Origin of the sequence: Roseovarius sp. AK1035 (assembly GCF_003288315.1) — a bacterium.
In the GTDB taxonomy this organism is placed as follows: Bacteria; Pseudomonadota; Alphaproteobacteria; order Rhodobacterales; family Rhodobacteraceae; genus Roseovarius; species Roseovarius mucosus_A.
The window spans coordinates 3,271,117-3,283,336 of record NZ_CP030099.1 but is presented as its reverse complement, the minus strand read 5'-3'; the positions used below and the strand labels follow the sequence as shown (position 1 = coordinate 3,283,336).

Genomic DNA, 12,220 nt, shown 5'->3' with positions numbered 1-12,220 from the left:
GTTAGCCGCTCAGTCTGACAGCTTGACGAGAGCGTGACGTTTCTTGCCCGCCGACAGCTTGATCGGCGATGTCAGGGCTGCGGCGTCGATCATCAGGCCCGCGTCGGTTAACGGTTCGTCATCCAGACGCGCGCCGTTTTCAGTGATCAGGCGCTTGGCCTCTTTGCCGGATTTGGCAAGACCGGCGCGCACGATGAGTTGCACGATGGAAATCCCCTCGGCCAGTTCATCCGCTGTCACCTCGACGGTGGGGAGGTCATCACCCACGCCGCCATGTTCGAACACCTCGCGCGCGGTGGCCTCGGCCGCCGCCGCCGCCTCGGGCCCATGCAGGAGGGTTGTGACGGCGTTGGCGAGAATGATCTTGGCGGCGTTGATGTCGGAGCCTTCCAAAGCGCCAAGGCGGTCGCATTCTTCAACCGGCAATTCGGTGTAGAGTTTGAGGAAGCGCCCGGTGTCGGCGTCGGTGGTGTTGCGCCAGAATTGCCAGAATTCATAGGGGCTGAGCATATCGCCCGAAAGCCAGACCGCGCCGCCCGCCGATTTGCCCATCTTGCGCCCATCCGAGGTGGTGAGGAGCGGCGACGTGAGGCCGAATACCTCGTGGTCGATGACGCGGCGGGTGAGGTCGATGCCGTTGATGATATTGCCCCATTGATCCGAGCCGCCCATTTGCAGCACACAGCCGTGGCGACGGTTCAGCTCAAGGAAATCATAGGCTTGCAGGATCATGTAGTTGAATTCGAGGAAGGACAGCGATTGCTCGCGGTCAAGGCGCGATTTCACCGATTCAAAGGACAGCATCCGGTTCACGGAGAAATGCCGCCCGATGTCACGCAGGAATTCGAGGTAGTTGAGACCGTCGAGCCATTCGGCGTTGTTGAGCATCATGGCATCCTGCGGCCCCTCGCCGTAGGCAAGGTAGCGGGCGAAGACGCGGTTCATGCCAGCGATATTGTCGTCGATTTGCGCGGGTGAGAGCAGCGGGCGTTCATCCGAGCGGAACGAGGGATCGCCCACCTTGGTGGTGCCGCCGCCCATAAGCGTGATCGGGCGGTGTCCGGTCTTTTGCAGCCAGCGCAGCATCATGATGTTGAGCAGGTGCCCAACGTGCAAAGATTTCGCCGTGGCGTCGTAGCCGATATAGGCGGTGACGGTTCCAGCACTCAATGCCTCGTCCAGACCCTGATAATCGGTGCAGTCGGCGAGATAGCCGCGCGACATCATCACGTTCAGGAATTCGGATTTGGGGCGATAGGTCATAATGCTTGTCCCGGCTTGGTTTGCGCGGCATGTATATGCAGTCGGTGGGCAAAGGAAAAGGCCATGTTGAAGGCGGAGCGCCTCTGGGCGTTGGGGGCGATGTCGGGCACCTCTTTGGATGGGGTTGATGCGGCCATGGTCGAGACTGATGGCGCGGCAATTTATGCCTTTGGCCCAAGCGCTTATCGTGCCTATTCCGCCGAGGAGCAAACGGTGTTGGCGGCGGCGTTGGGCAAGTGGCCGGGCGAAGATTTGGCGGAGGCACAAGCGCTGGTTGAGAGCGCGCATCTGGAGGTTTTGAGCCGGTTTGACGGCGCGGCGCTGGTGGGGTTTCACGGGCAGACCTTGGCGCATGAGCCGCGCGGGCGGGGCACGCATCAGCTGGGGGATGGGGCGCGTTTGGCCGAGGGGCTGGGCCTGCCGGTGGTCTGGGATTTTCGCAGCGCGGATGTTCGGCTGGGCGGTGAAGGCGCGCCGCTGGCCCCGTTTTTCCATTTCGCCTGTGCCAAATGGATCGGGGCGACGGAGCCGCTGGCGTTTCTGAACCTTGGCGGGGTGGGCAATATCACTTGGGTTGATCCAAGTTTCGCGCGGCCTGAAGAGGCGGGGGCGGTGCTGGCCTTTGACACCGGGCCTGCCAATGCGCCGATCAACGATCTGATGCTGGCGCGGCGGGGCGAGGCGTTTGACCGTGATGGCGCCTTGGCGCGTCAGGGGGAAGTGGCGCAGGGGGCGTTGGAGCTGTTTCTGGACGAGCCTTATTTTCTGCGCATGCCGCCCAAGTCACTGGACCGGGACACATTTGCCGACATGATCGGATTGGTGGGAGAGTTGGGCGATGCCGATGCGGTGGCGACATTGACCGGAATGGCGGCGGCGGCGGTGTTGCGCGGCATGGAGCATTGCCCGCGCCCGCCGGTGCGATTGCTGGTGACGGGGGGCGGGCGGCATAATCGCGTGATGATGCAGATGCTGCGTGCCGCCCTTGATTGCCCGGTGGAGCCGGTCGAGGCGGTGGGGCTGGATGGCGATATGCTGGAGGCGCAGGCCTTTGCCTATCTGGCGGTGCGGGTGGCGCGGGGGTTGCCCACCTCTTGTGCCAGCACCACGGGGGTGCGGGCCGCAGTTTCGGGTGGAACAATCAGCCGGGTGGAGGGGGTGTGATGCAGTACGATCTAGATGAGGGCGCGGGGGCGGGGCTTCGGCTGGGCATGATCATGCTCAGCACGGATGAGACGGTGGAATATGAGGCGCGGATGGTGCTGGCGGGGCGCGATGTGAACCTGATGCATGCGCGTATTCCGGCGAAGGCCGATGTGACGCCCGAGGATCTGGCCAGCATGGCGCCCGAGATGACGCGCACGGCGGCGCTCTTGCCACGCGATTTGCGGGCGGTGGCCTATGCCTGCACGTCGGGAGCGACGATCATCGGATCGGACGAGGTGGCGCGGTTGATCAATCTGGCGCATCCGGGCGTGCCGGTGACGAACCCGCTGAGTGCGGTGATCGCGGCCTTGCATCGGTTGCAGGTGCGGCGGATCGCCATGGTGACGCCCTATGTGCGCGAGGTCAGCGGGCCGATGGCGGCGGCGCTTGGCGCGGCGGGGATCGAGGTGATCCATTCGGTTAGTTTCGGTCAGAAAGAGGATTGGACCGTCGCGCGGATTGCTGAAACAAGCACGCGGCGTGCGATGCTGGAGGCAGGGCGCGTGCCGGGGGTTGAGGCGGTTTTTGCCAGTTGCACCAATTTACGCACCTATGGGGTGATTGACGCGGTTGAGGCGGAATTGGGCCTGCCGGTCGTGACCTCGAATCAGGCGCTTTTTTGGGATATGCTGCGGCGGGCCGGGGCTGGGGCACTGGGATGGGGGCCTGGGCGGTTATTCACGATGGACTATGGAAAGATCGACGCATGAAGAACGAACCGCTGAAACCCGCAACAATCGCCGCGCAGGCAGCGGGGGCCAAAGACAGTGCCACGGCGGGCGTGGTGCCGGGAATTTCGTTGGCCACGACCTATACGCGGGGGGCCGATTATGCCCTGCTGCGGCCCGACAATATCTATGGGCGCGATCAGAATGATACGGTGCGGCAGGCGGAAGAGGTGATCCGGCAACTCGAGGGTGCGGCGGCGACGCTGCTCTTTCCCAGCGGTATGGCGGCGGTGGCGGCGGTGTTTCGGGCGTTGCCCAGTGGCGCGCGGGTGGTGATGCAGAATGGCATTTACTGGGGCACGTTGAAGTGGGTGCGGGCCTATTGTGTGCGGCGTGCCATCCTGCTTGATGAGATTGACGCGGCGGACCCGGCGGCGCTGGCGGCGGCATGCCGATCCTCGGCAGATATGGTCTGGATCGAGACGCCGTCAAACCCGTGGCTGAAAACGGTCGAGATCGCCACGGCGGCGGGCATGGCGCATAAGGCAGGGGCGCTATTGGTGGTTGACGGCACAGCGGCGACGCCGGTGCTGACGCGGGCGCTGGACCTGGGCGCGGATATTGTCATGCATTCGGGCACCAAGGCGCTCAACGGGCATTCGGATGTGTTGGCGGGGGTGCTGTCGTGTCGCGAGCCGGGCAATCCGATGTGGCAAGAGATCGCGACAGACCGGCATGATGCGGGCGCGGTGATGGGGCCGTTCGAGGCCTGGCTGCTCATGCGCGGCATGCGGACGCTGCCGCTGCGGATGGAGCGGATGTGCGAGAATGCGCTGGCGGTGGCGCGGTATCTTGAGGAGCATCCGAAGGTTGAAACGGTGTTTTACCCCGGATTGGCCAGCCATGCGGGCCATGCCATTGCCACGCGGCAGATGTGTGGCGGCTATGGCTATTTGCTGTCTGCCGTGGTGGCGGGTGGGCGGGAGCGGGCGCTGGAGGTGGCGGGCCGGTTGCAGCTGTTCCAGCGCGCCACATCGCTAGGCGGGGTCGAGAGCCTGGTGGAGCATCGCCACACGATCGAGCCGCATACCGGCATTCCCGAGGGGCTGTTGCGGTTTTCCGTGGGGATCGAGGATGCGGGCGACCTGATGGCTGATCTGGCGCAGGCGTTGGAGGGGTAGGCTGGGTTTTTCTTGGGTTGTTTGAGGGGGTTGAGTGAGGTCCCGGGTCAGGCCCGGGACGGCCCCTAAGGAGGACACGCCCCGGCCTTGAGCCGGGGGGGCTTGCTTTTCGTCTATGAGGTCCCGGGTCGAGCCCGGGACGGGGTGGTGCAGAGTGGCAAGAGGTCCCGGGTCGAGCCCGGGATGGGGTTAGTGCGCCGAGCGGATCGCGGTCAGGAGCGCGTGATGCAGGGAGCCCGCCGAGGAGCGGGGGCCGATCACTGAAATATGGCGCGGGCTGTGGCACAAGAGGAAGCAGCCCATATGCTCGACCGCGGCGCGCTGCGCCTCGCCGCCCGTAAAGGCGCGGGTATTGGCGTTGGTGAGGCGTTCCAGCACATCGGCCAGCCCATCGCCGCTGAGGTCAAAGCGGCACCATGCGCCGGTTTGATCCGTGACGCTTGCGGCCCCTTTGGCCTGCGCCTTGACCTGCTTGGCCAAATCCTCGTGGGTTTCAATAGGCGCTGACAGCATCCATTGATCCGGTCCCATCCAGAAGGCGGTGAGTGTGTCACCGCCCATGCGGGCCGGGCCGGGGGCCGGGGTGCCGATCAGGGCGGCTATGAGCGCGCTTGTCTGTGCCTCATGCCCAAAGCGGGCGGCGACAGAGGCCAAGGCGCGGTCGGTGACTTCGGTCAGGGTCACGGGGCCGTGGCTGTCGATACGGGGACGGGTCGCCCCGAGCGGGGTGATGGCGATGAGATCATGCACGGAGGCGTTCTCCTTCTGGATCGACGAAATGGGCGCTGACGACTTCGACGTCATGTTCGACGCCGGTCAGGGGGGACACAAGGCGCAGGGTTTCGCCCATGCGGGTATCGCCGGATTTAAGGAAGGCCAGCGCGATGGAATGCCCGAGATTGGGCGAGTAGCAGGCGGAGGTCACATAGCCCTGATCATGAGCGGCATCGACCGGGCTGCCCTTGGTCATCAGATGCGCGCCTGCGGGCACGGGTTTGGAGCGGTCTACCGGGCGCAGGCCGACAAGGCGCAGCGCGTCCGGTGCATTGAGACCGTCGCGGCGCGAGAGCACGGCCCCGATGGAATCCTTGTTGGCCGAGACCATCTTGCCCATCCCGAGATTGAGGGCGGTGGTGGTGCCATTGAGTTCGTTGCCAGCCGCGTGGCCCTTTTCGATGCGCATGACGCCGAGTGCTTCGGTGCCATAGGCCACCACGTCAAACTCGCGCCCTGCCTCCATCAACCGGCGGATCATGGCATCGCCATAGCGCGTGGGCACGGCGATTTCATAGGCCAATTCGCCCGAAAAGGAGATGCGGAAGAGGCGCGCGGGCAGGCCACCGCAAACGGTGATCTCGCCACAGGCCATGAAGGGGAAGCCATCGTTCGAGAGGTCGAATTCCGGGTCCACCACCTTTTGCAGCAGTTTGCGGGCATTCGGGCCTGCGACGGAAAACTGCGCCCAAGCCTCGGTCGTGGAGATGAGTTGCACATCCATGTCGGGGCAGAGGCATTGGCGCACGAATTCCATGTGGCGATAGACCGTGACCGCGTTGGCGGTGGTGGTTGTCACCACGAAGTGATCCTCGGCCAGACGCGCGGCGGTGCCGTCATCCATGGCAATCCCGTCCTCGCGCAGCATGAGGCCATAGCGGACGCGCCCGACGGGCAGTTTGGCGAAGGCGTTGCAATAGATCTTGTTGAGGAAGGCGGCGGCATCGGCCCCCTGCACGTCGATCTTGCCCAAGGTGGTCACATCGCAGATGCCAACGGAAGCGCGGGTTTGCAGCACCTCGCGGTCGACGCTTTGTCGCCAATGGGTTTCGCCGGCGCGCGGGAACCATTGGGCGCGCAGCCACATGCCGACCTCGACAAAGACAGCGCCCTGTTCCTCGGCCCAGAAATGGCTGGGGGTTTTGCGGGTGGGGCGGAAATCCTTGCCGCGCGCGCGGCCCGCAAAGGCGCCGATGGCGGTGGGCGTATAGGGCGGGCGGAACATGGTGGTGCCCACCTCGGGGATGGATTTGCCCGCCACCTCGGCCATGATCGCCATGCCTGCGGTGTTCGAGGTTTTGCCCTGATCGGTGGCCATGCCAAGCGTGGTATAGCGCTTGAGATGTTCGACGGAGGTGAAGTTTTCCTGATGCGCCAGTTTGATATCCTTGGCGGTCACGTCGTTTTGTTGATCGACCCAGGCGCGCTTGGCCCCCTGCACATGCCAGAAGGGGGTGATCGCCAGCGGTGTATCCTCGGCCTGCGGCAGATCGGGGCGCGTGGCGGTGTGGCCAAGGTCGGCCGCAATCTGGGCGGCGATATCGGCCCCCGAGGTCAGGGCGGCATGAGTCGAGAAGAGGCCGTTGGCCGCGCCCGCAACCACCATGCCCTGAGGCAGGGTGCCGCCGGGCACGAAGGCGTGAATATCCGCGTTCCATGTGGGGCGGCCACGCTGATGGCAGGTGAGGCTGACGTTGGGGTTCCAGCCGCCCGAGACGCCAAGCGCGCCACAGGTCACGCTGCGGCGATTGCCGCGCGCGTCCGTCACCTCGACCTTGGTCAGGCCAAGGCGGCCTGAAGTATTGGTGATGGTGCCGCCAGCGATCACCTCATAGCCGGTGCCTTTGGGCGCATCGGGGCGGGTGTCGATCACTGCGGTGACGGTGACGCCCTTGGCCAGAAGATCCCGCGCGGTGCGATGGCCGTCGTCATTATTGGTGAAGACGGCGATCTCTTGCGCCGGGGTGGTGGCCCAGCGGTTGGCATAGGCGCGCAGCGCGCCTGCCATCATGATGCCGGGGCGGTCGTTATTCTCGAAGACGATGGGGCGTTCGGTGGCCCCGGCGGCGAGAATGGCGCGGGTGGAATAGATGCGCCAGAGGATCTGGCGCGGCTTGCCCTCGGGGGGGACGGGCAGGTGATCGCTGACCCGTTCCAGCGCACCGTAGATGCCGTGATCGAAGGCCCCGAGCACGGTGGTGCGGGTCATCAGGCGCACATTGGGCAGGGCGGCCAGCCGTTCGGCGGTTTCTGCCGCCCAGTCATGGCCGGGCTGCTGGCCCATGGCAAAGGTTTCGGCATTGAGGCGGCCACCGGGCAGGGAATCTTCATCCGCGAGGATGACGTTGAGACCGGATTCGCCCGCCGTGAGGGCGGCGGCCAAGCCTGCGGGGCCTGCGCCGATGATCAGCAGGTCGCAATGCAGATAGCCCTTGTCGTAGCTGTCAGGGTCGGCTTGCAGGCTGAGCGATCCCAGACCGGCGGCGCGGCGGATGATCGGTTCGTAGAGTTTTTCCCAGAAGGCCGCGGGCCACATGAAGGTTTTGTAATAAAACCCGGCGGCAAAGAAGCTGGAGAGGCGGTCATTGATCGAGAGCGCATCGAAGGCGAGCGAGGGCCAGCGGTTTTGCGATTGCGCGGTCAGGCCGTCGAACAGTTCTGCGGTGGTGGCGCGGGTGTTGGGCTCGCGCCGCGCCCCGTCGCGCAGTTCCACGATCGCGTTCGGCTCTTCCGAGCCAGCCGAGAGCGGGCCGCGCGGGCGGTGGTATTTGAACGAGCGGCCCATCAGGCGCACGCCATTGGCCAGAAGTGCCGAGGCAAGCGTATCGCCGGGGTGGCCCTTCATCCATTTGTCATCGAAGCGAAAAGAGATGGCGCGGCTCTGGTCGATCAGCCCGCCCTTGAGGCGATTTACTTGGGTCATTTGGAGCGTCCCTCGCGGCGGGCCACGTCGCGGGCCAGTTCCACAGCGGTGATTTCATGGGTGAGCGTGTTGCGGGTGACGACCAGCCAAGAGCGGTCGCCCTGTTCGTGAAACCACAGTTCGCGATGTGCCCCGGCGGGATTGTCGCGCAGATAGCCGTAGTCGATGAACTGCGCCAGCGCATCGGGTGCGTCCGGGTCGGGGCGGTTGATAAGGGCGGCGTCGCCTTTGTAGACGAATTCGCTGGCGTCGCGGGGGCCAAGGAGGGGGTGATTGATCAGCATGGCGCGGTCTCCCTCAATGCAGGTTGGGCTGGTTGCCCATGCCTTTTTCGTCGATCATCAGCCCTTTGGCGAAGCGATCGAAGCGATAGGCGGTGGCGGTGGGATGGGGCGTGTCGGTGGCGAGCAAATGGGCATAGACAAAGCCTGAGGCGGGCGTTGCCTTGAACCCGCCATAGCACCAGCCGCCGTTGAAATAGAGCCCCTTAATGTGGGTGTGGTCGATGATGGGCGAGCCGTCCATGCTCATGTCCATGATGCCGCCCCACATGCGCAGGAGCCGCGCGCGCCCGATCATCGGAAAGATCGCCATGCCGCCTTCGCAGACATCCTCGACCACGGGCAGGTTGCCGCGTTGGGCGTAGGAATTGTAGCCGTCGATGTCGCCGCCGAACACAAGCCCGCCCTTGTCGGATTGGCTACAATAGAAATGGCCTGCGCCAAAGGTGATGACGCCGGGCAGCACGGGTTTGAGGCCCTCTGACACAAAGGCCTGCAACACATGGCTTTCAATCGGCAGGCGCATGCCCGCGTGGGACATGAGGCGCGAGGACGAGCCGGCAACGCAAGCGCCGACCTTTTTGGCACCGATGAAGCCGCGCGAGGTTTCAACGCCAAGGCATGTGCCGTTCTCGATGCGGAAACCCGTGACTTCGCAATTCTGGATGATGTCCACACCGCGCTGATCGGCGGCGCGGGCATAGCCCCAAGCCACCGCATCATGGCGCACGGTGCCGCCGCGATGCTGCGCCAAGCCGCCCTTGATCGGGAAGCGGGCGTCATTCACGTTGAGGAAAGGGTAGCGCGCGACGATCTGCGCGGTGCTGAGCAGGTCGGCATCGGCCCCGTTCAGCATCATCGCATTGCCGCGCCGAATGAAGGCATCGCGCTGTGCGTCGGTGTGAATGAGGTTCAGGATGCCACGCTGACTGACCATGGCGTTGTAGTTCAGGTCTTGCTCGAGCCCCTCCCAGAGCTTGAGCGAGAATTCATAGAAGGGTTCATTCCCATCAAGCAGATAGTTGGAGCGGATGATGGTGGTGTTGCGGCCCACGTTGCCGCCGCCGATCCAGCCCTTTTCCAGCACGGCGATGCGCGCCTGCTTGAATTCCTTGGCCAGATAATAGGCCGTCGCCAGCCCGTGCCCGCCGCCGCCTATGATGACGTAATCATAGGACGCCTGCGGCGCGGCATCACGCCAAGCGGGGCCCCAGCCCCGGTGGCCGGTAAGGGCCTCTTTGATGACCTTGAATCCTGAATAGCGCATTGTATCCGACTCCTTTGCCCCAATTTCGGGCAAAAAGGGCCGCTATGGTATATCGAATTCGGTCAAAGCCGGTCACAAATCGGACTCTGTGACAAAATGATTGCGCGCGATGCCTAGTCGGCGCGGATCGCTTCGAATTCGAGGATGATCCCGACAGCATCGCCCACGAACTCGGGCAGGGCATAGGTGCTGCCGAAATCGCTGCGCAGGATTTCGGCAGTGGCAGAGATGCCAAGCGTCTCTTTGCCGTGGCAGCAGGGGTAGACGGCGCGTTTGTTCAGGGTCACGTCGAGGGTCACGGGCTGGGTCACGCCGCGAATGGTCAGATCGCCCGTTACGGTGCCGGTTGTTTCAGAGGTGGGCGTGCTGTCGGTGGCGGTGAAGGTGATCATCGGATGGCCGCCCGCATCCAGAAAATCAGGCGAACGGACGTGTTCGTCCCGCTTTTCGTGGTCTGTGTTGACGCTTGCGGCACCGATGCGGGCGGTCACCTCGCCCAGTTCCTGCGTCTCGGGGTCGTAGACAAAGCTGCCCTCGATGTCGGAAAAGCGGCCCAAGACCTTGGCATAGCCTGCGTGCATGATGGTGAAGGCCACCACTGTATGTTCGGGGTCGATTGTCCATGTGGCGGGGGCGGCCTGAGCGGGATGTGCCAAGCCAAGCGCGAGGGTGGTGCAAAGTGTGGTGCCAAAAGCGGTCAGTCTGAAAGCGGTCATGCGGTCTCTCCCATGTCAGGCGGTGTTGGCGTGGAGGGGGGCGGATTGCAGCGCGGGGCGGCGATCTTCGGGAATGTCAAACAGGCCGGTGGCCTGCGACCAGCGGCTGGGGCGGGGCAGGGTCGACAGCACCGCCACCGGGATCGAGAGGAGAAGCGCCAGCAGCACCGGCGCGCCAAAGATCAGCGCCCAAGGGGCCTGAATCCAGAACCACAGGCAAAGCGCGCCGCCAAGCAGGGTTTGCGGCCAGAGCACGCGCGCGGCCTCATGCCATTCGAGCCGGTCGCGGCTGCGTTGTTGCGCGCTCCAACCGATGCGCTGGCCGAACACGAGCCCGATGGCGAATTGTGTGAGCGCCACAGCCACCACTGGCGAGGTGAGCATGGAAAACACAATCTCTGCGAGGCCGCCCAAAAGGACACGCGCGCGCCCGCCATAGGCCGCAGAGCGCGGGGAAGAGCAGAGCACCTGTGCAAGCCCCATGAGTTTTGGGCTGAGGCTGAGCGTCATGAGCACGGCAAAGAGTGTCAGACCGGCGGCGGCGGGAATGGCGTTGATCTGGTCTGCTGTGCCTGCGAGGGCGGCACCGATCAGAATAAAGGCAATCCATGCCGGGGCGCTGATGTACATGAGGATGGCCAGCCCCAGTTGCAGGCGGCTCACAGGTTTCAGGCCGGGCATCGAGAGCAGTTTGAAGTACTGCATGTTGCCATTCATCCAGCGGAGTTCGCGGCGGATGAAATCCACGAGGCTGGGCGGATTTTCCTCATAGCTTTCGGATTCTTCGGCCAGAACGCGCACCTCATAGCCCGCGCGGCGCATGAGCACCGCCTCGACCTGATCGTGGCTGAGGATCGCGCCGGAAAGCGGCCCGCGCCCCTTGAGGACCGGCAGCATACATTGTTCGCGGAAGGGGGTGGTGCGGATCACGATGTTATGGCCCCAGTTGGGGCCGCAATCGCCCTGCCACCAAGCAGAGCCAAGCGTGTAAGAGCGCATGCCGTGGCGCATGCCGAACTGGAAGGCACGGGTAAAGAGGCTGCGCGCGGGCAGGCCGGTGACAAGGCTTTGCAACATGCCGATTTCGGGGCTGACCTGCATGACGCGGATCAGCCGAAAGACCGTATCGGCGCCCATTTCGCTATCGGCGTCGAGCGGCAGGAAAAGATCGCTGGCACCTTCGGGGCTGTGCAGGAACTCGGCGATATTGCCCGCCTTGTAGCCGGTATTGTCGGTGCGGCGGCGGTAGTGGATCGCGGCTGTGGGCCGTGCGCTGCGCCATTGCGCGATGCGCGCCTCTTCCTTGAGCGCGACATGGGCGTCATCGGTATCGCTGAGCACGTGGTAGGAGAAGCGCCCCGCATAGGGGCTACAGGCGATTTCCTCTTCCAGACGCCGCAGGCGGGCGATGGAGGCGTCCGGGTCTTCGTTGCGCAGGGGCATGACGACGGCGACGCGGGCGGTGATGGCCTCATCCCCGCGAATGCGCGACAGGGCCGGGGTGACATGGGCAGCGGCCCCCGCACCGTGGCGCAAATCAAGCAGCAGGCCAAGAATGCTGTTCCAGAGGCCGATTGAGAGCCAGGGAAGCGTGAGCAGGAAGGCGGTGAGCATCGCGCCTTCCGCCCAAGTGATGCCTAGCGGCAGAAAGAGTGCGAGCATCGCGGAAAAGAGCGCCGCGACCGTCACCACATTGAGCGCCAGCACAAGGCGGCGGCGGGTGGCGAGCGCGGGCGCGCGGCGCAGGCGCGGCGCGAGCGGCGTCACGTCGGGGGAGGTCGGGCGGCTTGGGGTCAACTCTGTCACGGTCACTCTCTCGATGCGGTTTCGCTGCACACAGTTATGGCGGCGCGTCGGCAGGTCCAATGAATTTCTCGGGTGCGCGCGGTGTTTCGCCGATTTGGTGCTGAGGCTTGACGCAATCAAGGTGCGTGTTAGGTC

10 protein-coding genes are annotated in these 12,220 nt (G+C 64.5%); 3 read left to right on the top strand and 7 right to left on the bottom strand.

The genetic code is table 11. The features are described 5' to 3' along the window. Positions 1–9: 9 nt before the first annotated feature. Complete coding sequence (tyrS, locus tag RAK1035_RS15670; protein WP_008281103.1) at positions 10–1,263, bottom strand: tyrosine--tRNA ligase; 1,254 nt, start codon at positions 1,261–1,263, stop codon at positions 10–12. Positions 1,264–1,326: 63 nt separating this feature from the next. Between tyrS and RAK1035_RS15665 the strand changes: the two genes are divergently transcribed. From RAK1035_RS15665 to RAK1035_RS15655, 3 genes are read left to right on the top strand one after another with little or no spacing between them, the layout of a single operon-like run. Further along, positions 1,327–2,427, top strand: coding sequence for an anhydro-N-acetylmuramic acid kinase (locus RAK1035_RS15665; RefSeq protein ID WP_008281102.1), 1,101 nt, complete (start codon positions 1,327–1,329; stop codon positions 2,425–2,427). Next, positions 2,427–3,179: a maleate cis-trans isomerase family protein gene (locus RAK1035_RS15660; RefSeq protein WP_008281101.1), complete on the top strand. Its 753-nt coding sequence runs from the start codon at positions 2,427–2,429 to the stop codon at positions 3,177–3,179. The genes RAK1035_RS15665 and RAK1035_RS15660 overlap by 1 nt, the downstream gene beginning before the upstream one ends. Continuing rightward, positions 3,176–4,318 (top strand): trans-sulfuration enzyme family protein, encoded by a 1,143-nt coding sequence (locus RAK1035_RS15655; RefSeq protein ID WP_008281100.1) that lies wholly within the window; start codon positions 3,176–3,178, stop codon positions 4,316–4,318. Before RAK1035_RS15660 ends, RAK1035_RS15655 begins: the two co-directional genes overlap by 4 nt. 189 nt (positions 4,319–4,507) lie before the next feature. Here the strand turns inward: RAK1035_RS15655 and RAK1035_RS15650 are convergent, their stop codons facing one another. From RAK1035_RS15650 to mdoH, 6 genes are all read right to left on the bottom strand, one after another. Next, complete coding sequence (locus RAK1035_RS15650) at positions 4,508–5,068, bottom strand: sarcosine oxidase subunit gamma (protein WP_008281099.1); 561 nt, start codon at positions 5,066–5,068, stop codon at positions 4,508–4,510. Beyond that, positions 5,061–8,015, bottom strand: a complete 2,955-nt coding sequence (locus RAK1035_RS15645; RefSeq protein ID WP_008281098.1) for a sarcosine oxidase subunit alpha family protein — start codon at positions 8,013–8,015, stop codon at positions 5,061–5,063. The genes RAK1035_RS15650 and RAK1035_RS15645 overlap by 8 nt, the downstream gene beginning before the upstream one ends. Continuing rightward, positions 8,012–8,299, bottom strand: coding sequence for a sarcosine oxidase subunit delta (locus RAK1035_RS15640; RefSeq protein WP_008281097.1), 288 nt, complete (start codon positions 8,297–8,299; stop codon positions 8,012–8,014). Before RAK1035_RS15640 ends, RAK1035_RS15645 begins: the two co-directional genes overlap by 4 nt. A 13-nt stretch (positions 8,300–8,312) precedes the next feature. Next, positions 8,313–9,563: a sarcosine oxidase subunit beta family protein gene (locus tag RAK1035_RS15635; protein WP_008281096.1), complete on the bottom strand. Its 1,251-nt coding sequence runs from the start codon at positions 9,561–9,563 to the stop codon at positions 8,313–8,315. Positions 9,564–9,676: 113 nt separating this feature from the next. Further along, positions 9,677–10,279 (bottom strand): YceI family protein, encoded by a 603-nt coding sequence (locus RAK1035_RS15630; protein ID WP_008281095.1) that lies wholly within the window; start codon positions 10,277–10,279, stop codon positions 9,677–9,679. A gap of 15 nt (positions 10,280–10,294) precedes the next feature. Then, a complete protein-coding gene (gene mdoH / locus RAK1035_RS15625) occupies positions 10,295–12,085 on the bottom strand; it encodes a glucans biosynthesis glucosyltransferase MdoH (RefSeq protein ID WP_232279196.1) in 1,791 nt (596 codons plus the stop codon). Positions 12,086–12,220 lie beyond the last annotated feature (135 nt).